At 46.9% G+C, this 24,801-nt stretch carries 21 protein-coding genes and 1 riboswitch; of the genes, 19 read left to right on the top strand and 2 right to left on the bottom strand.

What is annotated here, in order from left to right; genetic code table 11:
• The first annotated feature begins 134 nt into the window (after positions 1-134).
• The 6 genes from ACFWMP_RS25895 (at position 135) to ACFWMP_RS25870 (ending at position 7,609) form a co-directional block, all read left to right on the top strand.
• The gene (locus ACFWMP_RS25895; RefSeq protein WP_379425087.1) at positions 135-5,294 is read left to right on the top strand and encodes a glycosyl hydrolase family 8; all 5,160 of its coding nucleotides are present in this window, start codon (positions 135-137) and stop codon (positions 5,292-5,294) included.
• Positions 5,295-5,498: 204 nt separating this feature from the next.
• Positions 5,499-5,786, top strand: a complete 288-nt coding sequence (locus tag ACFWMP_RS25890; protein WP_042191504.1) for a hypothetical protein — start codon at positions 5,499-5,501, stop codon at positions 5,784-5,786.
• Between the two features lie 24 nt (positions 5,787-5,810).
• Positions 5,811-6,155, top strand: coding sequence for an alpha-helical endospore appendage domain-containing protein (locus tag ACFWMP_RS25885; RefSeq protein ID WP_042191502.1), 345 nt, complete (start codon positions 5,811-5,813; stop codon positions 6,153-6,155).
• Positions 6,152-6,454: a hypothetical protein gene (locus ACFWMP_RS25880; RefSeq protein WP_042130853.1), complete on the top strand. Its 303-nt coding sequence runs from the start codon at positions 6,152-6,154 to the stop codon at positions 6,452-6,454. The genes ACFWMP_RS25885 and ACFWMP_RS25880 overlap by 4 nt, the downstream gene beginning before the upstream one ends.
• A gap of 4 nt (positions 6,455-6,458) precedes the next feature.
• Positions 6,459-6,875: a FliH/SctL family protein gene (locus ACFWMP_RS25875; protein WP_379425085.1), complete on the top strand. Its 417-nt coding sequence runs from the start codon at positions 6,459-6,461 to the stop codon at positions 6,873-6,875.
• A 206-nt stretch (positions 6,876-7,081) separates the two neighbouring features.
• Positions 7,082-7,609 (top strand): GNAT family N-acetyltransferase, encoded by a 528-nt coding sequence (locus ACFWMP_RS25870; RefSeq protein WP_379425083.1) that lies wholly within the window; start codon positions 7,082-7,084, stop codon positions 7,607-7,609.
• 61 nt (positions 7,610-7,670) lie between these two features.
• Here the strand turns inward: ACFWMP_RS25870 and ACFWMP_RS25865 are convergent, their stop codons facing one another.
• A complete protein-coding gene (locus ACFWMP_RS25865) occupies positions 7,671-8,150 on the bottom strand; it encodes a DL-endopeptidase inhibitor IseA family protein (protein WP_076285969.1) in 480 nt (159 codons plus the stop codon).
• Positions 8,151-8,409: 259 nt separating this feature from the next.
• Positions 8,410-8,508, top strand: a riboswitch (purine riboswitch).
• Between the two features lie 67 nt (positions 8,509-8,575).
• On the opposite strand from ACFWMP_RS25865, the gene ACFWMP_RS25860 reads away from it, so the two are divergent.
• From ACFWMP_RS25860 to wsfD, 3 genes are all read left to right on the top strand, one after another.
• A complete protein-coding gene (locus ACFWMP_RS25860) occupies positions 8,576-9,913 on the top strand; it encodes a 5'-deoxyadenosine deaminase (RefSeq protein ID WP_379425080.1) in 1,338 nt (445 codons plus the stop codon).
• A gap of 196 nt (positions 9,914-10,109) precedes the next feature.
• Positions 10,110-12,002, top strand: coding sequence for an LTA synthase family protein (locus ACFWMP_RS25855; protein ID WP_379425078.1), 1,893 nt, complete (start codon positions 10,110-10,112; stop codon positions 12,000-12,002).
• Positions 12,003-12,010: 8 nt separating this feature from the next.
• Complete coding sequence (wsfD, locus tag ACFWMP_RS25850) at positions 12,011-13,426, top strand: glycan biosynthesis hexose transferase WsfD (protein WP_379425076.1); 1,416 nt, start codon at positions 12,011-12,013, stop codon at positions 13,424-13,426.
• A gap of 147 nt (positions 13,427-13,573) precedes the next feature.
• Here wsfD and ACFWMP_RS25845 read toward each other — a convergent pair whose 3' ends face one another.
• Positions 13,574-14,335, bottom strand: a complete 762-nt coding sequence (locus ACFWMP_RS25845; protein ID WP_149644975.1) for an AAA family ATPase — start codon at positions 14,333-14,335, stop codon at positions 13,574-13,576.
• Positions 14,336-14,849: 514 nt separating this feature from the next.
• Here ACFWMP_RS25845 and ACFWMP_RS25840 point away from each other — a divergent pair.
• From ACFWMP_RS25840 to ACFWMP_RS25795, 10 genes are all read left to right on the top strand, one after another.
• Complete coding sequence (locus ACFWMP_RS25840) at positions 14,850-15,866, top strand: CgeB family protein (protein WP_081383023.1); 1,017 nt, start codon at positions 14,850-14,852, stop codon at positions 15,864-15,866.
• Positions 15,867-15,917: 51 nt separating this feature from the next.
• Positions 15,918-17,033: a CgeB family protein gene (locus tag ACFWMP_RS25835; RefSeq protein WP_042194464.1), complete on the top strand. Its 1,116-nt coding sequence runs from the start codon at positions 15,918-15,920 to the stop codon at positions 17,031-17,033.
• Between the two features lie 511 nt (positions 17,034-17,544).
• On the top strand, positions 17,545-19,008 hold the full coding sequence (locus ACFWMP_RS25830) for a glycosyltransferase family 4 protein (RefSeq protein WP_379425074.1): 1,464 nt from the start codon (positions 17,545-17,547) through the stop codon (positions 19,006-19,008).
• Positions 19,009-19,221: 213 nt separating this feature from the next.
• Positions 19,222-19,590 carry a hypothetical protein gene (locus tag ACFWMP_RS25825; protein WP_379425072.1) on the top strand — a complete coding sequence of 123 codons (369 nt, stop codon included), beginning with the start codon at positions 19,222-19,224 and terminating at the stop codon, positions 19,588-19,590.
• Between the two features lie 4 nt (positions 19,591-19,594).
• A complete protein-coding gene (gene wecB, locus ACFWMP_RS25820) occupies positions 19,595-20,689 on the top strand; it encodes a non-hydrolyzing UDP-N-acetylglucosamine 2-epimerase (protein WP_379425070.1) in 1,095 nt (364 codons plus the stop codon).
• Positions 20,679-21,665 carry a polysaccharide biosynthesis protein gene (locus ACFWMP_RS25815; protein WP_042191479.1) on the top strand — a complete coding sequence of 329 codons (987 nt, stop codon included), beginning with the start codon at positions 20,679-20,681 and terminating at the stop codon, positions 21,663-21,665. The genes wecB and ACFWMP_RS25815 overlap by 11 nt, the downstream gene beginning before the upstream one ends.
• Positions 21,662-22,501, top strand: a complete 840-nt coding sequence (locus ACFWMP_RS25810) for a dTDP-4-dehydrorhamnose reductase family protein (protein ID WP_076285978.1) — start codon at positions 21,662-21,664, stop codon at positions 22,499-22,501. Before ACFWMP_RS25815 ends, ACFWMP_RS25810 begins: the two co-directional genes overlap by 4 nt.
• A complete protein-coding gene (locus ACFWMP_RS25805) occupies positions 22,498-23,481 on the top strand; it encodes an SDR family oxidoreductase (protein WP_042191474.1) in 984 nt (327 codons plus the stop codon). Before ACFWMP_RS25810 ends, ACFWMP_RS25805 begins: the two co-directional genes overlap by 4 nt.
• Positions 23,478-24,194, top strand: a complete 717-nt coding sequence (locus ACFWMP_RS25800; protein ID WP_042191472.1) for a glycosyltransferase — start codon at positions 23,478-23,480, stop codon at positions 24,192-24,194. Before ACFWMP_RS25805 ends, ACFWMP_RS25800 begins: the two co-directional genes overlap by 4 nt.
• A gap of 7 nt (positions 24,195-24,201) precedes the next feature.
• A complete protein-coding gene (locus ACFWMP_RS25795; RefSeq protein WP_076285980.1) occupies positions 24,202-24,777 on the top strand; it encodes a class I SAM-dependent methyltransferase in 576 nt (191 codons plus the stop codon).
• Positions 24,778-24,801: the final 24 nt, after the last annotated feature.

Here is a 24,801-nt window from a genome sequence, read left to right as displayed (position 1 = left end):
TGCAGAGATTGAATAGAAATGAATGCGCTATATTTACATATAAATCGTATTTAAGGAGGGGAAAAAAAATCAGGGTCCGCTGCAAGTGAAAGTTAAAGCGCTTAAACTATTATCTGCGAAAAGAGGGAACGAGAGTGCAAAAGAAGGGTCATTTGAAAAGAAGGCTGCACCAATCCATTTCTTTGTTGCTCGTGCTTATACTGCTGCCATTCCAGATTGCAAATGCTGCACCAGCACCAGATGCTGTCGGTTCAGATTCAATAACCGGTGTAAAGACGATTGCCGAATGGGTGTTTGATGAGGCCGCTGAAAATGTGGGGGTAATCTCGGCTACATACGGCATCTATGAGACAGCTTCTACTTTTCGCAATGTAGGCGGTGTGTTCGAGGATGTGGATGTAAGCAAGAAAGCGATCAGCTATCAGGGCTGGGACAATGGAAACGGGAAAAAGTATTGGCTTGCTACCGTGTCTACAACCGGGTTTGAGAAGATCACCTTATCCTCTGAGCAAAATTCATCCGGGTCAGGTCCGCGTGATTTTAAAGTGCAGACGAGTGTAGACCGACAAACGTGGGAGGATGTGCCGAATACGAATCTTAAAATGGCCGTCTCCAGTTTTGATTGCCCGGGAGATACCTGCAGATTGGTGAATACTCCCCTTCCGAACAGCAATGATCGGGAAATATTATATATTCGCTGGATCGTCAGCTCCGATACCAACACCAGGGGGAATGATGAGGGCATAGGGGGTTCAGGTTCCAGTAGAATCCGAAATATCAAGGTGTCCGGCGAGACGATCCCGGGGAAAGAACCTGTCATTCCTACCGTAGATCTTGTCCAGCAGCCTTCAGACGGTTCTGGAAATGTATCTCCCGAAGCTCCCGTTGAAATCAAATTCAACAAGGCCATTGCCCTTGATCCGGGTTATGCTGTCCGATTTTCCGATGAGAACGATCAACCGGTTGATGGGGTTACACTTGAAGTCTTAAACAGAGATACTTTGCGGATAAACCATCCTCCGTTGACTTATGGGAAGTCTTACACATTAACTATACCCAAGGGGCTTATCAAAGGGGCAGATCTTGTGCCGCTAGTTCGGGAAGTTTCCTGGAGTTTTGGCGTTCAGGATTCGCCTCTTGCTCCAAAATCCATCAATATGACGTTTAACGGAGATCCAAAGACGAGCATTGCTTTGGCCTGGTACACGGATGCAATGACGGATACCGTGGTACAGGTTATAGAAGCCTCAAAGGTTATGGGGAACATTTTCCCGGAGAACGGGGCTTTGACTTATCAGGGAGAGGCCGAAGAAATTGAGACCTTTATGAGTAAAAGCGACAGAAGTACGAACCATAAAACGAAATTTATTAGTCATAAAGTCATTGTAGACCAGCTTCAACCGGGAACAGCTTACAAGTTTCGGGCAGGTAACGGCAAATCAGGTGATTGGAGCTCTATCGGCTCGTTCACTACCGATGCTGCCGGCAACCAGCCTTTCCGTTTTATCGCCGGTTCCGATTCACAGGCTTCCAGCAAGTCTGACTTTGAGCCTTGGGGTGATACCTTCCGGAAAGCAGTTGATTATATAGGCGACCCTAAATTCCTGATCAGCGCCGGAGATCTGGTGGATAACGGTGATTTGGAGGAGCAGTGGCAATGGATGCTCGGAGCAGCCCAGAATCAATTGCTGCAAGTACCATATGTGCCTGTACTTGGCGGTCATGAGGTCATGGATTATGACGGAGACGAGACGACACCGAATAACAACTTCTACAACCATTTCAACTTGCCGAAACAGGTTGTTGCGGATACCCATGAAGGCTCTGTGTATTCTTTTGAATACGGTGATGCACTCTATCTTGTCTTCAATTCGCAGTACTCGGGGGCACTTGCAGAGAATGGGAAAGATGTGGAATGGGCAGATGACCAATTCTGGGACCAAGTGGCCTGGATGAAGAGTACGGTCGCCCGCAGCGACAAGAAGTGGAAGTTTGTTACTTTTCACAAAAGCCCTTATGCAGCAGGCGACAACTCTGCACAATGGGAAGACGATCGCGTCCAGTTTTACAAGAAATACCTGATTCCCGCCTTTGACGAGATGGGCATCGATATGGTGTTCGAGGCCCATGATCATATGTATATGAGATCCTTCCAAATGTACAATGATGAAGTTATTCCCAAGGAAAAACTGACATTTGATGGAGAGGGCAATGCACTCAACCCCAAAGGCACGGTCTATCTCATGTCCAATGCATTCGGAAATAAATTCTATTATAAGAACAATCAATATGAACTGGATGAGAATGGAGAACCCCGCGAGATTCAGGACGAAAACGGGAATCCGGTTCCTTATGATGATTACTTTGCAGCCATCTACGAACAGCCGGAGAAGAAGATGTTTACGGATGTTTCCATCACAGACCGGGTGCTTTCCTTTACAGCATATACCGCAGCCGTAGCGGATGAGAATCAGCCGGACACCGTTGGCGACGGCCTAAAAGCGTATGACAAGTATGGGATCAAGCGAACGGACACCAAGCCGGACCCGGCGGAAGCGGTGAAGGTGAAATTGAACGGCAGCAAGGCGGTTCTGACCTGGAGTGCACCTTCCGCAAGTACAGAACCTGTAAGAGGATTCCGGATTTATGAGAAGAATGACAAGGTGAAGACACACTGGAGTATATATGTGCCAGCAGCGGAAGGTCAAACGGAATACACCTACACGGTAGATGATATCAATCCTGCGAAAAAATATGAATTTATTGTCAAAGCGGTCGGCACAAGAATCAATTCAGATCCGGTCGAAGTCAGTACAATCGAAGGTCCAAGCGAGTCGGAGCCGCCTTCAGCACCTTCAGATTTAAAAGGAACTGCGGTTTCTCCTTACCAAATCAACTTGAAATGGACGGCATCGGCCGGCAATATTCAGGCAGCGGGCTACAACGTATACCGCAACGGCAGCAAGGTCGGCACGACGAAGGAAATATCCTACGGCGATACCGGGTTAACTCCGGATACGGCCTATAGTTATACTGTGAAGGCCTATAATGCAGAAGAGAAGGAATCGCTGGCGAGCAATACCGTTCAAGTAAAGACCAAACCTTCATCCACTGGAGAGGGTGTCCATAAGGCATTTCCGCATCATACGTCTTATGTGGCCGGCTCCATTAAGCCGAATCACTTGACTCAGGCCCAACTAGACGCTACGGTGGGCAGATTATATAACGAGTGGAAAACAAAATATCTGAAACAAAATCCATATCAGTCAGACCAGTATTACGTGTGGTATAGCGACGGAGATTGGTTTGAGAATAACGAGATTACAGTTTCAGAAGCGCATGGCTACGGAATGCTGATTACCGCTTTGCTCGCGGGTCATGATCCGGAGGCTAAGAAGTATTTTGACGGGATGTATCGCTATTTCAGAGCACATCCAAGTGAAATCAATCCCGATTTAATGGCATGGCAGCAAGCGGATACCGGCACCGAAATTATTGATATCAATGGAGTGGATTCGGCAACCGACGGCGATATGGATATTGCTTACGCTCTTCTGCTTGCCGACAGCCAATGGGGCAGCAGCGGGGAAATTAACTACTTGTCCCAGGCCAAAAAGGTAATCAACGCTATTATGAAAAGCGATGTCAACCATTCCGAGTGGACATTGAAATTGGCGGATTGGGTCAGTGACAATGATTCCATGTTCGGCAATGCTACACGTCCTTCCGATTTTATGCTGCAGCATCTGAAAGATTTTAAAAATGTATCCGGAGACCCCAATTGGGATCGTGTTACCGATAAGACCTACAACATCATTAATAGTCTGTATGAAAATTACAGTCCCAAAGCCGGTTTGTTGCCGGATTTTGTATTCAAGGATGATACGGATGGGCAATACAAACCGGTAAGCCAGAAAATATGGGATACCCCGGATGGATACTTCCTGGAATCGGAAAATGACGGGGATTACAACTACAACTCTTCCCGTATTCCCTGGCGGATCAGTACGGATTATCTCCTGACAGGTGATAACCGGGCTAAAGAGCAGCTCAGCACGCTGAACCGCTGGATTCGGGCCAAGGCGGATAATGATCCGGCCAAGATCCTTGCGGGATATAAGCTGGACGGCACGGAAGCAATCAATGATTATGCAGACACATCCTTCTCCGCACCGATGATGGTCAGCGCCATGATCGATTCATCCAATCAGGAGTGGCTGAATAAATTATGGGATTATAATGCGGCTGTTTCCACCGAAGACGATTTATATTTTGGCAATAATCTGCGTCTGCTCAGCATGATTGTGGCATCCGGCAACTGGTGGACACCAACCATCGTTGATACTGAGGCTCCCATGGAACCAACAATAGAGAGAGCGGAAGCGGTATCCAGCTCTGCCATTGATCTAAAATGGACACCTTCCACGGATAATTTGGGAGTAACGGGATACAGGATTTACCGCAATGACGTTGAAATCAAGACCCTGGAGGCAACAGAATACAGAGATAGCGGTTTATCTGCGGATACCCAGTACAAATACTATATTATAGCTGTTGATGCAGCAGGAAATACGTCCAAGATAAGCAATGTGAGAATCGTATCTACATTAAAGGCCAGCGGGGACGGTGGCTCGGGCAGCGGTGGAGGTGGTAACCCGACTCCAACGCCAACGCCGGCAGCTCCGAAGCCAAGTGAAGGTCCGTCGACAACAGCGGCACCAACACCGGAACTGCAGCCAAAGAAACCTGTTTTCAGTGATATCGGCAGCCATTTGTGGGCCAAAGAAGCTATTGAAGCTCTGGCGGCTAAAGGAATCGTTCAGGGGACGTCGAGTACTTTCTTTGAACCGGGCGCCAAGATGAAAAGAGCGGACTTTATATTGCTTCTGGTCAGAGCGTTTGATTTAAAGGCTGGGTTTGAAGTGAGCTTTGCGGATGCCGATCAGGACGCATACTATTATGAAGCGCTGGGAATAGCCAAACAATTGGGCATTGCCAGCGGAGTTGGCGGCAACAGGTTCAATCCGGGAGCAGAGATTTCCCGGCAGGATATGATGGTATTCATCGTAAGAGCATTGCAGAAGTCAGGAAAATTAGCGGAGACCGGTTCCATCTCCGACCTTGGCAAATTTGCGGATGCCTCCAAAGTGGCTGATTATGCCGTAAAGGCAGCAGCCGTACTGGTCAGGGAGGGCATTGCCCTTGGTGACGGGAAATTGCTCCATCCAACGGAAGCTGCAACCCGCGCCGAAACGGCGGTTCTCATTTACAGAATCATCAATAAATATTATTAATCCAAAAGGCCGACAGCCCGTTCCAAATGGACCGGGCTGTTGGCCTTTTATTTTCCATTTACACGACCTGTTGCAATTTTCTAAAGTATCCTGAGTTCGCCAATCTACTTGTTTAGAGACGTAACTTGCCTTTATATCCTCGGCACCGTCCCGGCTTCTGCCGCATATGCTGTAGCAGGGCGTTTGAGCAAAGGAGACATGAAGGTGCAGAATAAAATAACAAAAGTCCTGCAGCACATGGCCCATACGCACGAACAGATGGCGCGGATACTAGATGCCGAGCGCCACGTGGCTGTCCGTATGTCGCAAATTGTCCACGATCTGCCAGATGCAGATCCCGGTTTTGACGGTATCAGCGGGATGATCGAAAGCTCAACTCAAGTAAACAAGAATATTATTGCTTACTTGAATGCACTTGCAGATCTGGAAGAAGCGATGGCTGAAGGGGTAGGCAGAGTAATTAAGGAATTGAACGGCCAAGAAGAAGAGTAACGCTATAGGAGCAGGAGGCGGATGATGAGCAGAGAAAAGGCTTATCTGCAAATGCTGGAGTCGACCGCCACTATCCAGTGGAACATTGCAATGATTCTGGAAGCTAAGGCGGTTGAAGCTGAAAAGGTAAAACAGTGGGCACAACATCATATCCACGCTAGAGCTTTCGAATCTCATGAAGAGCAGCTGAAGGAATCCCTTTCCATTCACGAAGTTATCGTGGAAATGGTCGAAGGGCTGACTAAACTGGAGAATGGACTCTACAGCAATTTAAAAGCAGTGCTGGGCAGTGGTGAAGATGATGGTGGCGGGGAAGGTTTTGGAGACATGTCAGGTGATGGGTTCAGTTTTGGAGAAGACAGCAAATGAGCGGGGACCGTCTCTCTGAACATGCCGTCAAGCTGGAGATGATCCGCTCCATTTCGCGCAGTCAGGCTGCTTTGGCGGCCATCTTGGAGAGCATCGCCGAATTGACGGGGCAATCTGAGCTGACGGCCCGCAAATTGAGCGACAATATCAGAATCTTAAGTGGGTATCAGAGCGCGATGTGCCGGATGATGTCCGGGATTTCACTACATCAACCGAAACGGGGAATTCCTGCTGCGCCATGGCTGAGCAAGGCATACGCCGTAGGAACCTCCAGAGATCATGGAGCACAGGAGGAATAGAAGCATGAAGAAAAAGAGCCTTAGAACATTACGTTCAGGCAGAACCCGCAGACGCACACTACTGCTCTCGCGGAAAACGAAAGTGCGTAGAGGTCTAGCCCGCAAACCCCGCAGAGGACTTTCTCGGAAAGTCGTTCGTTATGGAAAGACGAAGAAGGGTCTTTTGATACGAAAGAAAAGAAGACTCCGCCGCAAGCTTGTTCGAAAGGTGAGGGTTATACAAGCACCAGTTCATGTAGTGCCGGTTATCGAGGCTCCACCTGCCCCGCAGGTCATTCCGCTCCCCCCGGATCTTGGCGTTTCGCCGGAAACGCCACCGGCAGACGCCTTTCAGCAGGGCTACACCGAAGCATACAACGTGGGGTTCGACGCCGGTTTCGCCAAGGGCTTCGAGGACGGGCATAAGCTGGAGTTTAATTGAGCAGCGGCAGGTAAGTTAAGAGGAAGGGACCCGGAGATCTAATCTATGACGTGTTATTCTGATCTTTCGTGTCCCTCAGCTTAGAGGGATTGCATCCTCTCTGGAATCATCCTACTATCGGAATTTGTCTCCGAATATGATAGACTTCTAAAACGAGAATCTATTCAGAGGTTTTCAGATGTCGATAAGAAAGAGGGGATAGCAGGATGCAAGTAGGAAATGGAATCAGAAAAGCTAGACAGGATGAGATCGAAGAGATCATGGAATTGATCTCAAAATGTGTACAAGTTATGCAGGCCGCTGGAAGCGACCAGTGGGATGAGAGCTATCCGAATAAAGAGATTATCGAACTGGATATCGCACAGGGTACCTTATATGTATGTGAAGAAGATCAAGCTATCGCGGGTATTCTTGTACTGGATGAGAATGCTTCTGAGGAATATAAGAAGATCGAGTGGAAGCAAAATCAAGGGCCACATCTGATTATGCATCGTTTAGCAGTTCATCCACATATTCAGGGAAAAGGGATTGCGACTAGGCTAATTGCTTTCGCGGAGGATTACGCAGCGCGTAATGGTTACACAAGTATTCGGCTGGATACTTATGCGAAGAATACTAGAGCATTGGAAATCTATCCTCGCCTTGGTTATGACCATAGAGGTGAAGTGGGTTTTCCGAACCGCACGGCGAACTTTCCAGTATTCGAGAAGGTGTTGAAACCGGAACGTAGTTAGGAAGCTTTAACATAAAAAAAGGTTCAGAGGGTTAACCTCTGGACCTTTTTTCTTTATTCCCTTAACGGCATGTCTGGTATCGAGTATCGGTATTTTTTTGATCCCGGTTAAGGATAAGAAGCCTTCTACCGGATACGCCGATCAGGTAACGAACGTTAACGATATCTTCATCGCTCATATCATCAATGGACAGAACTGCTGTAAGGCGTATTCTTGTTGATGTGCGACCTGTAACGGTGAGTCTTCTTGGGATAAAAGCAATGGTTCCTGTATCTCCTGATATTACATAAAGCCTGTTGTTTCTAGAAACGGTTTTTAAATTACAGAACATGGTGTTGCTCATTGTAATGCCCCAGTACTTTCTAAAATACGAAATGACCTTAGCTCTGGTACTGAATCTAACCGGCAGACGATAATAATCGGCGCCATCAACGCGGATCACTCTGCGAGAATCGGCAGAATCGTAGACCTCGAACCATACTTTTTCAGCAGCGGCGATGAATGCTTGCAACTCATTTGGGGTTTGAGAAATTGTTGGCATTTGATCTCCTCCTCGTTATTACTTTATTAAAAGCGAAGCTATCGGTTCGGGTGATAGGACGAGTATAAAAAGCGGAACTTAAGAAATATTGATAAGCAGTGTGGAAAATCATAATTTAAGTTAGGTTTTATTACATAAGAATAGAGATAATCATTGTTTTTAATTGTGAATAGATCTAATCAAGAAATTTGTGTTAGTTTAAATAACTTTTGTTGACATTAAACATGTCTTTGTCTTATGATTGATTTATTCAAATTTGGAATAGAATAGCTTCTCTTTTCGTATATCCTTAATAATTGGTTTAAGGGTCTCTACCGGAAACCGTAAATTTCTGGCTACGAAAATATGCTACGGCATATTTTTGTGGTCTTTTTGTGTTACACCGTGAAACGGCAAACGAATGAACAATGAGGGGGATAAGGACAATGGGGAACATTCTGATCAAAGATGCTGAGATCATTACAATGAACAAACAGGAGGAAATTATTGTCGGGGATGTTCGAATTAAGGATGATATCATCGTAGAAATCGGCATTGGTCTGATCCCGCAGGGAGACGAAAAGGTCATCGATGCCACGAACCGTACGTTAATTCCCGGTTTTGTTCAGACGCATATTCATTTATGCCAGACGTTATTCCGTGGGAAGGGAGATGATCTGGAGCTTATGGACTGGCTGCGTAAACGGATTTGGCCGTTAGAGGCAGCGCATGATGAGGAATCCCTTTATTATTCGGCGATGCTCGGTATTGGAGAACTGATTTCCAGCGGAACCACTACGATTGTTGATATGGAGACTGTTCACCATACGGACTATGCTTTTCAGGCCATTGCTAAAAGTGGAATACGTGCTTTGTCCGGTAAGGTGATGATGGATCAAAAAGGAGGAGATGTGCCTGAAGCACTGCAGGAGGATACCGCTTCTTCTTTACAGGAAAGTGTGGATTTGCTTGAAAAATGGAATGGCTATGGCAATGGAAGGATTCAATATGCGTTCTCTCCGCGTTTTGTAATATCCTGCACCGAACCCTTGTTAACCGAGGTACGAGATCTCTCCGCAAGGTATGATGTGAAGGTGCACACCCATGCTTCTGAGAATTTAGGGGAGATTGAGATTGTACAGGCGATGACCGGGATGCGTAACATCGTCTATCTGGACCATCTAGGATTAGCTAATGAGCGCTTAATACTGGCGCATTGTGTATGGCTGGATGTTGAGGAGCGGCGCATATTGCGGGATCGTGGAGTTCATGTAAGTCATTGCCCTGGCTCAAATCTGAAACTAGCGTCTGGAATTGCTGATACACCGGGGATGCTCCATGATCATGTGTCACTAAGTCTGGGTGCTGACGGTGCACCGTGTAATAACAATCTGGATATGTTTAATGAAATGCGGCTCGCAGCAATTATTCAGAAGCCTCAACATGGACCTACGACGATGGATGCCCGCAGTGTATTTCGTATGGCAACTATAGGTGGGGCAAAAGCGGTAGGGATGGAAGATAAGATCGGTAGTATCGAGGTGGGTAAAAAAGCAGACCTAGTGCTCCTGAATCTCTTCAATTTCCATACCTTCCCCTCCTATGACGTAGATCCCATCTCTAGAATTGTATATTCAGCTACCCGGGCGGATGTGGAAACCACGATTATCGACGGAGAGATCGTGATGGAAAGGGGTCTGCTGAAGACTGTAGATAAAGAGATTGTTCTGAATGAAGCTAACCGTTCTATTAAAAGATTGCTTAAGCATACTTCGATCGTCTGAAGATTGACCAATCTATAGTTAACAGGGATGTTCCAAAGCCGGAAGGGCAGCGGGGCATCTCTTTTTTGATGGAAGATAATTCTACCATTTTGATAAAAAAAGTAAGTATTGTTATACTAGAACAACCTGATATTTTACAAATTACTAGAATAGATTTGATATTTCGAACAAATGAACATGTAAGAGGGGATTAAAAGTGAAAAAGCAAGGGCCGGATCGCGCCCATTTTTTTATCGTTGTTATATTGTTATGGTTAAAGCTGTTGTTTCTGAGAGTGTTGTTCTTTGATAGAATTGCTTGGGAATGGATTGCAGCGGATGTAGCGCCAATCCTTTTTATTATGGGGATTTTAACGGTGATTACGCCATCTAGGGTGAGAACAACCGTCTATTGGATATTTAACGGCTTTTTATCGCTGTTACTGTTCGCAGCCGCTGTATATTTTAATCACTTTGGTTCTGTTCCAACCTACCTGGCCTTATCTGAAATCAATCAGGTATTTCAAGTGAAGGCAAGTGTAGAATCTACCATAAAGAGTATTGATTACTTATTCTTCGTGGATTTTGTCATCTTCGCTATCTATGGTTTGATTCGCAGATGGAAACAAGGAAAGACCTACCCGCGTGAACGCTTTAGTTCCCGGAAGACAGGATTCGTGCATGTGGTGGTGATTCTGGTATCCATTATTGGAGGCTTTTCTTTATCGGCATATTCTGTCCACTCTGCACGGGGGATTACAAATGAGCTTGTACAGGCGGAAACTGCCGGATTTCTAAATTATGAAGTCGTTGCTGCGATTAAGATTAATGAAGATAACAATCTCATTGGAACGGGTGATATTAAGGATACGATTGCGAAGGTTGACGCCCTGCAATCTTCCTATCCTTATAGTGACAAGCCAGCGGGTACGACTCCTGATTATTTTGGCTCACAAAAGGGTAAAAATGTAATTGTGCTACAATTAGAAGCTTTTCAGAATTTCCCACTACATCAATCCTTGGATGGTCAAGAATTGACGCCAGTCATGAATAAGTTAGCGGATGAGGGCTTTTATTTTCCTCATGTTTACCAGCAGATTGGTCCAGGGAATACATCTGACGCTGAATTCATGAGCAATACGTCTATTTATCCGATTGGTACTTTAGCCATGTCTACCGGATTCGGGGACAGAGAATTGCCAAGCTTACCACGACTGCTAAGGGATAAAGGGTATGAGGCATACACCTTTCATGTGAATAAAGTAGGGTTTTGGAATCGGAATGAGCTATATCCGGCGCTTGGGTTTAATGGTTATTATGACAAAGATTATTTTACGAATGATCATTTTAATGCGTTTGGTGCTTCCGATGAACAGCTGTATATTACGGGTGTCGAGAAATTGACAGAGCTGAAGAAGAAGGGGACTCCCTTCTACGCACAGATGGTGACAGCATCCAGTCATCATCCTTTCAAAATCCCAGATTCCTTTAAGAAAATCACTGTGCCTGATAATTTGAAGGATACGATGCTTGGTGATTATTTGACTGCTATAAACTATACTGATTATGCCATAGGTACTTTAATAGAAGGTTTGAAAGAAAATGGATTGTGGGATAACACTGTTCTGGTCATGTATGGCGACCACTTTGGCCTGCAGCCTCAGGACGTTCCGCCAGAGCAAGTGGAAAGTGCACTTGGTGTTCCATATGATTCCCGGATCAGCCGCTTTAATATTCCACTCATTGTGCGTGTACCGGGAATGGAGCAAGGAAAGGTAGTAGAGCGTACGGGAGGACAACTAGATATCCTTCCTACGATTGCTAATTTAATGGGTGTTTCACTACAACAAGAAGGTTATACAGCCTTTGGTCATGACTTGCTCAACATTGATCGTAATGTGTTAGGGATGAGATATTATTTGCCTTCCGGCTCCTTCTTTAATGATGACATTCTCTATGTCCCTGGAAAAGGATTTGCAGATGGTGAAGCTGTGTCGCTGGATACGCTCAAGCCGGTAACGGACTTCTCGAAATATCAGAGCGATTATGAGTATGTATTGAAGCTAATGAATTTGTCCGACGAATATGTGAAGCTGTTACCACAGAGATAGGGGGAATCATGAAAAAGTTCTGGAAACCGGAGTATCTCGTAAGCCTTGCCGGCTGCGGTCTCATTATTTATCTGCTATTCGTAGGACCTTTTATTGGGGTTGCTGATAATGGAGATTTCCTGCGTATGATGAATACCATCGGTCTGAACTACTATGATACTGCAGCATCGTATACCGACCAGTTTTTTAATTTTAGCCATTCTCGTTTTGCGTATGAGAATTTGTTTAGGGGCTTCTATCCTTCTTCACAGATTTTGGTTGTGCTTGTACCGAGGTTGATCGGCGGGCTCATCCATGGCAGCTTTTTTGATGTTAGATTGCTCGGTGCAGTTTACGGTCTTCTTTTACTGGTGGCGACCTGGCTGCTGGTGAAGTACAATGCTCGCGGCTCTTATGTTACGGGGCTGCTGCTAGGTGCAGCTATTTTGTTTGTATTCTATGATATTGGGTATTTGGCATACTTTAACTCCTTGTTTGGAGAACCGGTATCGATGGTGTTTATGCTGTTGACCTTTGCACTGGGGTTAAGACTCACTAGCCAAGAAAAGCCTACGACTAAGGGGTTAACCTTATTTTTTATTGCGATACTGTTTCTGGTCACCTCCAAAATTCAGAATGCGCCGATTGGGATTGCCTTTGCATTGATCTTCCTGCGGTTTATGACGCTTGATGGTGAGCGAAAATGGAGAAAGCTGGCCTTACGCTTTTCGATTGCGATATTTCTGGTATCCATCGTTATGTACGTGACGGCGCCAAAAGAGCTGAAGCATATTAACCTGTATCAGACTGTGTTTTTTGGGATATTAAACGAATCACCAGATGTGAAGGGAGATTTGCAGGATCTCGGATTGCCGGAGCGGTTGGAGGTACTTGCGGGCACGAATTATTTTCAGACCGATACAGTGATCAAACAGGATGATCCTTCGCTGGTACCGGATTTCTACGACCGGGTATCCCATAAGGATGTATTGTTCTTCTACTTAAAACATCCAGGACGGTTAATAGATAATATGGAATATGCTGCTAGTAACAGTATGGCGATTCGTCCTTATTATCTAGGGAATTATGAGAAGAGTGAAAATAAGCCAGCAGGTGCATTATCGTACACTTACAGCGGGTGGAGCGAATTCAAGAACAAGCATATCCCGCATACGCTCGGATTTCTCACTATATTCTATCTGGTGTATTTTGCCGGGGCGGTGTTCCAATATTTCCATAGTCGGGATGTTCGGGGAAGAGTTGCTGGTGAACTGCTGATGTTATTAGGACTGATAGGGATTTTCTCCTTCCTGGTTCCGATTCTTGGGGACGGAAGGGCTGACATCGGTAAGCATTTATTCTTGTTTAATGTGTGCTTCGATATGATGGTTGTTGTCATGTTCGGATGGGTTGTACACAAGGTAGTGGGAATTGTAAAACGTTAATTTATGAAACAAATCAAACAGCAAGTTTCCGATTATGGAGACTTGCTGTTTTTATTAAAATATAAGAATTTATATGTTCCATGTTGTAAATTATCCTTATACTTCTCGCTTAAATGCTTACCGTCCTTATAGGGACGTCGAAGGTGTTTATGCTTGTTCATCCTCTAATAGCTCACGCAGCATACCCTGGCGGTCATTCATAAATGCTTTGGTCACGGTGTAGTGCTCTGTTTCCTCCAAGGCGACAGACCTTATGCCCTCACCTTCTAGAAGAAAAATCTCAGCTCCCGGATAGGACATTAGAATGGGAGAATGGGTCGCGATAATAAACTGTGAATCCTGTTGCACTAGCTCATGCATACGCACCAGCAGAGACATTTGCCGTAGAGGAGATAGAGCGGCTTCAGGTTCATCAAGAATATAAAGACCACGTCCTCCGAAACGATGAACGAACGCTGCGAAAAAAGACTCTCCGTGAGACTGCTCGTGCAGAGACTTGCCTCCATAGGAGTTCTTGATTGGTGGACCAAAACTAGGCTGTTCATCTAATTCATCAATGTAGGAAGCCACATTATAATAGCTCTCCGCGCGTAGAAAAAAGCCGTCCTTCGGACGTCTAACCCCTCTAGCAATTCTAAAATACTCATAGAGACTCGAATGTGAGGAACGAGTGTTAAAAGAGAAGTTAAGTGTTCCACCTTCAGGGTTAAAGCCCCACGCAGCAGCAATTCCCTCTAGCAAGGTAGATTTCCCTGTGCCATTCTCCCCGACAAGAAAGGTTACTGGCTTTTGAAAAATAAGCCGATCCAGTGTTCTTACGGCTGGCAGATGAAATGGATAGGTTTGGAATGATGGAACCTGATCACGAAGCAGTTCTGCATGGCGCAAGTACAACGTGGTGTTATTCATAGTGCCCCCCTTGTGAATGCCATAAATAATCATTTCCGCTCAGATATGACGAGATGTAAGTCTCAAGCTAGACCTTTATAGTGCGTGTTCTAAAAGTACGGTTTTCAGCACCGAGAAGATTGAAAGAAGGTAGAAACTGAGGAGCGGAGCGTAGTGGAAGCTACGTGAGCACCGGAAGTTTCGCCTGAATTCAATATTCGATGTCGAGTAAGCTTCTTGGGCTACTTCGTGATCAAAAGCGGACTTTTTGAACAACCTCTTATAGTATACCAGCATCCTGTGAGTGGATGAAATCATCTAAGGTTCGGGCAAGCCGGGCAAAAGACAGGGGACATCTGCCAATTTAGTTCTAGTAAAGACAGATGTCCATGAGGCGAGTGCTGACTCCGCATATAGTTATACTGTCTTGAGAATACGACGGGGCAGGGTGAAGGCCGTGAAAGCGAGAAAGAGAAAAAAACACAAGCATCCGCGAGAATATCGCGACGGTTATCACGAAGGATATCGTCTTGGCATGTGTGAGGCTGTGCAGCGTCTGAATACTCCAGGGGTCGAAGCTTGCCGACCATTTAAGTTAATGTATGTTCCTCAAGGATTTCAGGCGATCGACACTGGCGTAACGGAGGCGCTGCAGCAGCTTGTAAGTGAGCTTGTAATAAGTACTCCTGAAACGATGCTGGAAACCGCAGCACGGGAAATGCCTGGGGCAGTGCTAGTGATGAATGGGCTTCATGTATTCCCGGAAAATCATTTAGAACAGATTTCGGAGATAAGAAAGCTAGGCATCCCAACCGCCATTTGGTTTGTGGATGATCCTTATTTTACAGAGGACACTTCAGTCATTTGCAAGCATTATGATCACGTATTTACACATGAGCTGGGTTGCGTAGAGTTTTATCAATCCCTTGGGGTGTCATCGGTTCATTATTTGCCACTGTGTGTCAATCCAAAGATGTTCTACCCACGGCGTACCGGCCCGCAATATCAGTATGACATTGTATTTATTGGTAATGCATTTCGTAATCGGACAGAACTGTTTGACGAACTGGCACCTTATCTTAAGGGAAAAAAAGTGCTTATCGCTGGGGGGTTCTGGGAACGCCTCGCAACCTATGATCAACTTACACCTTTTATCAGCAATGGCTTTATCCCGCCTGAGGAGACAGCCAACTACTACAGTGGCGCAAAAATAGTCATTAATATTCACCGCCCGTGGGAAGAGGGTCAGGATAACCGGAATAGCTACCGCCTTCCTTCACGCTCCATTAATCCGCGCACCTATGAGATCAGCGCCTGCGGTACTATGCAGCTTACGGATGTTCGTGAGGATTTGGGAAATTATTATCGGCCTGGTTATGATCTGGATACTTTTGGCTCGGCTAAGGAACTGCAGCAGAAGATTGAGTACTATTTGAAGCATGAAAAAGAGCGGCGAATCTATGCTTTACGGGGATTACGGACTACCATGCGAAACCATACATTCACTGCGCGTTTGCCTCATTTGCTGAATGTAATTGCTTCACGTGTATGAAATCTATAACGGGATAAAGGAGCGAGGATTATGAACAATAATGAATTTATTATGCCTACCCCCCCATTACCTCTGACACCTCCGGAGGAAGAAAAGCTGCGTGGTCGTCTGAGTGGTTTCAAGGGGGGGTATGATGAGGGCTATTTACGGGGACGCCTTGCGATCCTGAATGGTCGATCTGAAGAAGTATTTCCTGTGCGGAATATTCATGTCATGTATGTCGCTTCTGGCAAAGGCTACCCTTACTCTCCTTTAGATGATGCGGTTCTTTGCGCACTACAAAAATTAACAGCTCAAGTCACAATTACGGATGTGCGTCAAAATCTAGTAGAGCTGGCTGCAGCGCAAAGACCGGATCTGGTATTGGTGCTAGACGGTATGGATTTACCTCTTGAGCAGATCGATGCTCTACGCACTAGTGGCATTCGGACAGCTATTTGGCTTACTGATGATCCTTATTACACTGACTTTACGGTCAAGATTGTGGCTCACTACGATTTTGTATTCACACTTGAACGTAATTGTATTGATTTCTATCGGGGACTTGGTTGCCCTGAGGTCCATTATCTTCCTTTTGCTGCTCACCTGGAGCATTACCGTCCTACTACAACACGTTCGTCAGTGAATCGGGAAGTTAGCTTTATTGGCTCCGCCTATTGGAACCGGGTGAACTTCTTCCGTGAGATTCTTCCTGATTTAATGAACTATAACACAGTGATTAACGGAATCTGGTGGGATCGTCTGCCTGAGGCTCCGCTCTACGGTGACCGTATTGAAATTGGCAAATGGATGTCCCCACAAGAGACGTCAGTAGCTTACAGCGGCTCCAAAATCGTCATTAACCTCCACCGCTCGCACATTGATGAAGTGGTTAATAACAATACGCTTTCGATTCCTGCCGTTTCTCCTAATCCACGTACCTTTGAAATTGCAGCAACGGGCACGTTGCAATTAGTAGATGCTAGAGATGATATGGGATCTTTCTACAAACCGGATGAAGAAATTGTGACCTTTGCGAGTCCTCAGGAAATGATGGATAAGATCCGTTATTACTTAACCCATGAGGAGGAACGCCGGGCAATCGCGCTGCGTGCTTTTGAACGGACGCTCAAGGATCACACTTACGCAAAACGTATTCACCAGATGCTAACAGTAATCTACGGCTAGACTTTGGCCCAAACTGGATATGGAAATGTGCGCTTAGCAGGGGACAGGTGTCGTGCCGGCATCTGTTTTTCCTCGATATACTGTAGAACCGGACCTCAGCGTATGCCTGTAACCTGATGAAAAGAAGCTGATGGAGCGGCTTAGATAGCTGAACGGAGGCAAAGGTGGGTTATGGGCTGAGAGGGCGAGGCTCAGGCTAAGCGAATGCTTCCGAAGCGAGTTTTACTACGGAGTAAGAAACTTGAGCAACGCTTCGTAAAACTAAGTGGATGCTTTCGAAGCGAGTTTTACTGCGAAGTAAGAAACTTGAGCAACGCTTCGTAAAACAAAGCGGATGCTTTCGAAGCGAGTTTTACTGCGAAGTAAGAAACTTGAGCAACGCTTCGTAAAACTAAGCGGATGCTTCCGAAGCGAGTTTTACTACGGAGTAAGAAACTTGAGCAACGCTTCGTAAAACTTTAAGGGAGGTGAATGGCTGCTCCAGGCCCTCGTTAGGGAGCGCCGAAACGCCATGGCTGATAAAGCTACAATCGTCCTCTTTTCACATGTATCTAATACACGCAGTATTACCGGAGCGGAGAAGCTGTTGTTGTTTTTCGCTCAGGAGCTTTCTCCGTACTTTAATTGTATTCTCGTTGCACCACAGGACGGCAAGCTGACTGCTCAGGCTCGAAGCTTCGGAATAAGTGTACAGTTGCTCTCGATTCCTCTTTTATATGGAATGTACACTCCTTATGCAGGGCTCGAGACAGATGCTCGTAAATTCCAGGAAAGCAGGGAGTACCACGAGTTAACAGACTGGCTGACCTCTCTGCGCCCGGCGTTTATTATTACAAGTACCTGTGTCCATGCTTTGCCAGCAATGGCTGCCAAGTCACTGGGCATTCCGGTGGTATGGAAAATATCAGAGACGATAACAGACAATGAATATACACCCATTAGTGTAGAACTGATTCATCGGAATAGTGATGAGATTCTGGCTATTTCACAAACGGCAGCAGCTTGCTTTCCAGAGGAAGTAAGAGCGGAGAAAGTGATTCAGCTTCCCCCTTCTTGGAATGACAAAGAGATGATGATTGAGGCTTGGAGCAAGCTTCGGGGCGAACGACGGCGAGAGCTAAAGATTAAACCGCAGGAGCAGCTGGTCGGTTATATTTCTTCCTTTATTAATAAGGAAAAAGGATTGGAACATTTTGTGAAAATGGCTGTGCTTGTGTACGCGGTCCATCCTAGTGCGAAATTTGTTGTCATAGGTTCAGCTGGTGACAAAAGCTACTATGATCGGTGTGTCCGCAAGGTAAAGCTCGAGGGTCTGTATACCCGATTTAAATTTGTTGGTTATGCTGAATGCCTTCCATCTGCTTATTGCGCTATGGATGTGCTGGTTGTTCCCAGCCTGATCCGCGAAGGCTTTGGAATGACCGCTTTGGAAGGAATGGCTTTTGGAAAGCCTGTGGTCGCTTACGACTCCGGGGGCTTGCGGGAAATCCTGCACTCAGCAGGCTGCGGCGAAAATCTCGTGCCCGCGTCGGACATTTCCGCGCTGGCCGAAAGAGTCAACGTCATGCTGGCGCAGCCGGGACTGGCGATAACCATAGGCGCCCAAGCGCGGGAGCGCGTCGACGCCGTTTATGGTCCGGCGGCTTATCGGAGCCGCCTGCAGGGTCTTGCGGAGATGTGGAGCCTCCGCTATTGCAGCGCACCGCCGGTGCGCGAGGCTGACAGCGTGGTGGAACCACCCGCTGTCCTGCCTGAATTGCCCGCTGCGTCGCCGGCTTTGCCGCGAAGCAAGGGCTTGCCGAGCCGCGTCGCCCGCAAGCGACGCGGCAAAGCCCGGGCGCGCCGGCGAAGCGGACGCCCGTTGGTTTTGCGCCGCGCAGCTCGCAAGCGGCGTAAGGGTTCTGCCCGGCGGCGGAGCACCGCCGGGGGCAAGCGCCGCCGAGCCCGCCGGGGTGGGCGGCGGCGCGCTGCGTAAGTGCCTCGCTTGCCGCGAAGGTGGCAAGCTGAGCGAAAAGAAGGGTATAAATGCCCCAGATTGCCGCGAATTCGGCTAAAAGAGCGAAAAGAAGGGTATAAATGCCCCAAATTGTCGCGAATCCGGCTAAACGTGCAAAAAGAGGGGTATAAATGCCCCAGATTATCGCGAATCCGGCTAAAAGAGCGAAAAGAAGGGTATAAATGCCCCAGATTGCCGCGAATTCGGCTAAAAGAGCGAAAAGAGCGGTATAAATCCCGCAAATTGTCGCAAATCCAGCCGGAACCGTCAAAAGAGCGGTATAAATCCCGCAAATTGTCGCGATTCGAGCCGGAACCGCCAAATGAGCGGTATAAATCCCGCAAATTGTCGCAAATCCAGCCGGAACCGCCAAAAGAGCGGTATAAATCCCGCAAATTGCTGCGATTCCAGCTGAAACCGCCAAATGAGCGGTATAAATCCCGCAGATTGTCCCAATCTGCTATTCTACCAATCCTGCTAAAAGCCCAACCCGCGCTTCTAGCAGACTCAGTCCACCCGACTGAGTCAAGTCAGACCATCATCAAACAGGCAGGGGAGTGAACTCATGAAGATCATTACGATTTTAGGCACGAGGCCTGAAATCATCCGCCTCAGTGTTATCATTCCGCTTCTCGACGAACATGCTGAGCGGCACATCCTGGTGCATACCGGCCAGAACTTCACCGCCAGTCTCAGCGGCATTTTCTTTGCAGAGCTGGGACTGCGGGCGCCGGATTATGTGCTGCAGGATAAGCAAGCAGGACTCGGCGGCCAGCTTGCCGCCATGTTCGGAGGGCTAGAGAGCATTTTACAAAAAGAACAGCCAGACCGTGTCTTGCTTCTGGGGGATACGAATAGCGCGTTATGCGCGATTTTGGCCGAACGAATGGGTATTCCGGTGGTGCATATGGAGGCAGGCAACCGTTGCTATGACCTAAAAGTGCCCGAAGAGAAAAACCGCCGTGTCATAGATGCCGTTTCGACCATTAATATGCCATATACACAGCAGAGCAAAAGACATCTAATCAGCGAAGGCTTCCCAAGCAGACGTATTGTGTTAACAGGAAATCCGATTCATGAGGTCATGACTCATTATGAATCTAAAATCCAGGCTAGCAGCATTCTGGAGCAGCTGAATCTTACCTCAGGGCAGTATTTCCTTGTAACAGCACATCGTGCAGAGAATGTAGATGATCCAGAGTCCCTTGTACAAATTATGTCAGGTCTTAACGCAGTGGCTGAGCATTTTGGAATTCGTTTAATATGCAGCATTCATCCTCGCACTCGCTCCAAACTAACTGAGCAATTTTCTCTTCCAATGAACCCTCTCGTTGAATTTCATGAGCCCTTCGGATTTTTTGATTTTGTTTATTTGGAACAGCACGCCTTGTGTGCCATCACCGATAGTGGGACCGTACAGGAGGAATGCTGCTTGATGAAAGTACCAACCGTTACGATTCGCAGAACAACGGAGCGTCCCGAAACGGTAGATTGCGGAAGTAACGTGGTTTCAGGTGTTGACCAGAAAAGTATTCTACGTAGCGTCAAGCTGATGGCGGCGCTCCGTCGGGATTGGGAGGCTCCGGAAGGTTACTTGACTCCGGATGTTTCGGTAAAGGTAGTTAAATTTTTGCTTGGAGGGAACCTGCATGTTCAATAATAAACGGATTGTGGTCACAGGCGGCACCGGTTCCTGGGGGCATGAGCTGATTAGGCAACTTCTGCCGCAAAATCCTAAGGAAATCATCGTATTCTCCCGCAGTGAGTCCGCTCAGGTGGCGATGAGCCGGGAGTTCGAGGATCAACGACTCAGCTTTATCATTGGCGATATCCGTGACAAGGATGCGCTGATCGCCGCGTGCCGTGGCGTTGATTATATCTTCCATTTGGCGGCGCTCAAACATGTTCCGGTCTGTGAGGATCAGCCGTATGAAGCGCTCAAAACCAATGTTGTAGGCACTCAGAATGTAATCGAAGCAGCCATTGTGAATGGCGTTGAGAAAGCCATTTACATTTCTACGGATAAGGCTGCAAACCCGTCGAACTTCTATGGAATGACCAAAGCGATTGGGGAAAAATTGTTCGTCTATGCCAATCTAATTGGCTCAAACACCCGTTTTGTAACCGTACGTGGAGGTAATGTGCTCGGAACGAACGGCAGCGTAGTACATTTGTTCATGAAGCAGATCAAGGACAAGGGACAGGTACGTATTACCGATATGAAAATGACCCGCTTCTTTTTCACACTACGCGATGCAATTACGTTGTTGTTTAAAGCTTCTGAGGTTAGCTTAGGTGGAGAAATCTTTGTCATGACGATGCCTACTTGCCGGATTATCGACCTGGCTGAGGTGTTAATCGAGGCCTCTGGAGAGCCGAATGTAAGTATTATCGAGACCGGAATTCGTCCGGGGGAGAAAATACACGAGATTCTAATGAGCGATTTCGAAAGCTTAACAACCGTTGTCTACGATGAACAGTATCTAGTGATTCTCCCTACGCTGAACATGCCAGAGTTAAAGGCACATTATAGCGCTTATCCTCATGTCTCTTTTAATAGTTTCAGCTCCGAGACGAATCTAATGGATCAGGAAGAGATCAAAAGCATCTTGATTCGAGGAGGTTTCCTGCAATGAAGCTGCTTATCCTTGGTGGAAACGGTATGGCGGGGCATATGCTGGCGGATTATTTTCGCCGCCAGGGCAAGCATCACGTCTTCCATACAACCCGGGATAAGAGCGATCTTGGCGGGCTGTATGTAGATGCGAACGATATAGCCGGAGTAGAAAAGCTGGTCGATATCGTCTCCCCTCATTGCATCATTAATGCGATGGGGGTACTCAATCAATTCGCAGAACGTGACAAAATAGGGGCTTACCACGTGAATGGCTTTCTTCCTCACCACTTGTGGCGGATGGCGGAAGCTGTTCATGCAAGACTTATTCATATCAGTACCGACTGCGTGTTTGAAGGAACACGCGGGGGGTACACAGAAGAGGATGTTCCTGATGGAACCTCTGCCTATGCGATTTCGAAAAGTCTTGGCGAGGTGCGGCAACCTGGGCATCTTACGATCCGGACTTCGATTATTGGTCCGGAAATCCGCCCAGACGGCATTGGTTTGATGGATTGGTTTCTGGCACAGCGTGGTCAAGTGTCAGGATACCGCCGGGTGATGTGGAACGGAGTCACTACACTCCAATTAGCTAAGGCAATGGATACGCTGCTGGATTCCACGGTATCGGGGCTGATCCATTTAGCGCATCCGAAGCCGGTAAGTAAGTATGAGCTGCTTCAGCATATTCAGGCTGCTTTTCATAAAGAGGATGTGGAAATCATCCCTGAGGATGAACATGTTCAAGATCGAACATTAGTGAATACAAGAACGGATGTTAATTTGCCGTTGCCTTCGTACCCATTGATGCTGCAAGAACTGGCTGACTGGATGAAACAGTCAGAGATGTCCCCATGAAAGGTCAAAAACTACTGATTACCGGGGCCGCCGGATTCACCGGTCGACATGCCGTTCATTTGTTCTTGGCAGGAGGCGCTGAGGTTACTGCTGTGGTGCGTCCGCCATCCACAGCGGGTGCCCTGGCTTCCGCTTTATTTCCAGAAGGAGTGAAGGTTTATTACTGTGATTTAAGCAATCGGAAGGCCGTAGCTGAGATGATTAAGGAAACTACACCGGAGGCTGTCCTTCATTTGGCAGGAAACAACTCGGTGCCCGAGTCTTGGCGTAACCCTTTGCTCTTTATGGAGACGAATGTGATGGCAACGTTATATTTGTTAGAAGCCATGCGAAGTCTACCTACCAGTCGAATTCTTGTAGCAGGCTCGCGACTTAAATTCAAACCGGGTGTGGTGGCAGGACCCCCACACCCATATAGCCTCAGCAAAACAATAGAAGAGCTGGTGTCTCTGGCTTGGGGGACGCTGTTTAAACAGCCCGTTCTGCTGGCTGAGCCCTGCAACCTAATCGGTCCCGGTCCTTCTACTGGTTTCTGCTCTTTATTGGCACAGCATATTGTTCGTAGTGAAGTACATGCGGGCGAAGAAATCCCTCCCTTTAAACTATCATCTCGCTATGCATTACGTGATTTTTTGGATGTACGCGATGCTGTAAGAGCTTATGACTTTATATTGCGCGAAGGTACTAATGGAACCATTTATCAAATCGACTCAGGGACACAACGGCAACTTGGGGATATTGCGGAGCAACTGATAAGCCGCTCCAGTGCTTCAATTCCGATGGACTGGGGACCAGCACAAGCTGCTCTCTCTATTCCGGTTAACGGAGTGGCGGGGGATAAACTAATAACTTCAGATGCCTCTGCAACACCTGAAGACAATGTATCTTCACTGGGCTGGAAGCCGGGAATTGAGTTTAGTCAGTCCTTAACAGATATTTTGGACTATTGCCGCGTGAACTGGGAAGGACGGATGTTATGAGACCGAAAGTGTCGGTAGTGATTCCTTTTTATAACTGCCCTTATATAGAGCATGCCTTGCAAAGTGTGCTTTCACAGTCTTGGGAGCCATACGAGATCATCGTCGTCGATGACGGCTCGACTGTTCATACAGATTTGATTAGACCGTATTTTCCGCGAATTCATTATTTAGGGAAAAGTAACGGAGGGACTGCCTCCGCACTGAATCACGGTATCTTGCATGCAAGCGGAGACTATGTGGCCTGGCTCAGCTCAGATGACTTATTCTACCGAGACAAAATCAATAATCAGGTGCTGTTCATGGAGCAGAACAACCTTTTCATCTCTTATACCAACTTCAATTTTATTAACGCTCAATCTCAACTAGTTCAGATGAACGCATCGCTATTGTTTCCTAGTCACCTCGATTATTTACGTTGTTTTTTACAGGGGAACCCTATTAATGGCTGCACGGTGATGTTCAAACGAGAGGTATTTGGAGCGATTGGGCTTTTTGATGAATCACTTCCCTATACACATGACTATGATTTATGGTACCGCGCGATTCTGAACGGGTATGCACCTGTGATGCTGAATCAGTCACTCACCGCTTACCGTAATCATGAAGGGATGGGGACGCTTAAGTATTACGATGTCATTATGGCAGAGGCAGCTGCAACCAACGCTCGCTACAAGGGTCCGCTCCAACACTTGATCTCTTCGATGGGGGGGTAAGAAGGTTATGTACCGGGAAATTGAAGTGAATGACTTTCTACCAATCTTATTGGAGCAGTTGAAATTCTGTGAAAGTATACTGGATATCGGCAGTGGCACCGGTACCCTGCTTGAACGGTATGAAGCCGCAGTTGTCCTAGGACTAGAAATTCACAGACCTTACCTACTGCATCGTGAATATAAATCACCTCACATTATTCCAGTGCATGGTGATGCTAGTCATATGGATAAATTATTTCTTCCTAAGACGTTCTCGGCAGTCACTTTTATCGATTCCATAGAACACTTTGAAAGGAAGGAAGGACAGAGATTACTCGGGATGGCCGAGAGAATCGCCTATAATCGTGTAGTCGTGTTTACACCTCGGGGTTTTTTTCCGCAGGAGGGAACGGACCATTATCACTTGCAAGGAGAACATTATCAAAAGCATCGGAGCGGATGGGAGCCCGAGGACTTTATGGAGCTGGGATATGCTGTAACTGTACTTAAAGGCTTTCATCATGCTCAAAATCCATCGTTTCGTGAGGCGTATGGTGAAGGCCATGCTCCGGTAGATGCCTTATTGGCTTGCAAAACAGTATAAGGAGCGAGCTTCAGGTGAAGGAGG

The sequence above is a fragment of the Paenibacillus sp. NPDC058367 genome, from assembly GCF_042723305.1.
Taxonomy (GTDB): domain Bacteria; phylum Bacillota; class Bacilli; order Paenibacillales; family Paenibacillaceae; genus Paenibacillus_AQ.
This window is presented reverse-complemented; position numbering and strand designations above follow the sequence as displayed.

What these genes read in the sequence shown, in the direction of transcription:
- wecB (WP_379425070.1), top strand. Translation starts at nt 19,595, where the DNA reads ATGAAGATCATTACGATTTTAGGCACGAGGCCTGAAATCATCCGCCTC.
- ACFWMP_RS25880 (WP_042130853.1), top strand. Translation starts at nt 6,152, where the DNA reads ATGAGCGGGGACCGTCTCTCTGAACATGCCGTCAAGCTGGAGATGATC.
- ACFWMP_RS25805 (WP_042191474.1), top strand. Translation starts at nt 22,498, where the DNA reads ATGAAAGGTCAAAAACTACTGATTACCGGGGCCGCCGGATTCACCGGT.
- ACFWMP_RS25865 (WP_076285969.1), bottom strand. Translation starts at nt 8,150, where the DNA reads ATGCCAACAATTTCTCAAACCCCAAATGAGTTGCAAGCATTCATCGCC.
- ACFWMP_RS25835 (WP_042194464.1), top strand. Translation starts at nt 15,918, where the DNA reads ATGCCTACCCCCCCATTACCTCTGACACCTCCGGAGGAAGAAAAGCTG.
- ACFWMP_RS25815 (WP_042191479.1), top strand. Translation starts at nt 20,679, where the DNA reads ATGTTCAATAATAAACGGATTGTGGTCACAGGCGGCACCGGTTCCTGG.
- ACFWMP_RS25795 (WP_076285980.1), top strand. Translation starts at nt 24,202, where the DNA reads ATGTACCGGGAAATTGAAGTGAATGACTTTCTACCAATCTTATTGGAG.
- ACFWMP_RS25845 (WP_149644975.1), bottom strand. Translation starts at nt 14,335, where the DNA reads ATGAATAACACCACGTTGTACTTGCGCCATGCAGAACTGCTTCGTGAT.
- ACFWMP_RS25810 (WP_076285978.1), top strand. Translation starts at nt 21,662, where the DNA reads ATGAAGCTGCTTATCCTTGGTGGAAACGGTATGGCGGGGCATATGCTG.
- ACFWMP_RS25885 (WP_042191502.1), top strand. Translation starts at nt 5,811, where the DNA reads ATGAGCAGAGAAAAGGCTTATCTGCAAATGCTGGAGTCGACCGCCACT.
- ACFWMP_RS25875 (WP_379425085.1), top strand. Translation starts at nt 6,459, where the DNA reads ATGAAGAAAAAGAGCCTTAGAACATTACGTTCAGGCAGAACCCGCAGA.
- wsfD (WP_379425076.1), top strand. Translation starts at nt 12,011, where the DNA reads ATGAAAAAGTTCTGGAAACCGGAGTATCTCGTAAGCCTTGCCGGCTGC.
- ACFWMP_RS25800 (WP_042191472.1), top strand. Translation starts at nt 23,478, where the DNA reads ATGAGACCGAAAGTGTCGGTAGTGATTCCTTTTTATAACTGCCCTTAT.
- ACFWMP_RS25870 (WP_379425083.1), top strand. Translation starts at nt 7,082, where the DNA reads ATGCAAGTAGGAAATGGAATCAGAAAAGCTAGACAGGATGAGATCGAA.
- ACFWMP_RS25860 (WP_379425080.1), top strand. Translation starts at nt 8,576, where the DNA reads ATGGGGAACATTCTGATCAAAGATGCTGAGATCATTACAATGAACAAA.
- ACFWMP_RS25830 (WP_379425074.1), top strand. Translation starts at nt 17,545, where the DNA reads ATGGCTGATAAAGCTACAATCGTCCTCTTTTCACATGTATCTAATACA.
- ACFWMP_RS25840 (WP_081383023.1), top strand. Translation starts at nt 14,850, where the DNA reads ATGTGTGAGGCTGTGCAGCGTCTGAATACTCCAGGGGTCGAAGCTTGC.